The following is a 371-nucleotide window of genomic DNA, read 5'->3' on the forward strand; positions in this document are numbered from 1 at the left end:
GCACGGTCGCGCCGACCCGGATCGTCCCCCCCGGTACGATGAAACGACGCGAGGCGAGCGCATCGATCACCGCCCCGTCGGCGGCCTCGGGATCGACCGACACGTCGAACGATTCGACGGCGATCGCCGGGGGGACCGGCAGGCGATCGTGCAGGGCGCGGAGCAATCGCCAGCGCCCCGGCTCGTCGAGCCGCCAGGGGTTGCGGTCGCCGTCGGTCAGGACCACGACCTCGGCGGCCGGGTGGCGGCCCGATTGTTCGAGGACGCGGAAGGCCTCGCCGAGCGCCGCGGGCAGGTCGGCCGAACCTCCCGGGGGCGGCAGGGCATCGAGGGCGCCCCGGATGCGCGACCGATCGACGCCCGGCGGGTCG

At 75.7% G+C, this 371-nt stretch carries 1 protein-coding gene; it reads right to left on the reverse strand.

Annotation, left to right across the window (positions count from 1 at the left end; all coding sequences use genetic code 11):
- A partial coding sequence (locus AB1L30_RS00115) for a VWA domain-containing protein (RefSeq protein WP_367011333.1) occupies positions 1 to 371 on the reverse strand: 371 nt, incomplete at both ends.

Origin of the sequence: Bremerella sp. JC817, from assembly GCF_040718835.1 — a bacterium.
In the GTDB taxonomy this organism is placed as follows: Bacteria; Planctomycetota; Planctomycetia; order Pirellulales; family Pirellulaceae; genus Bremerella.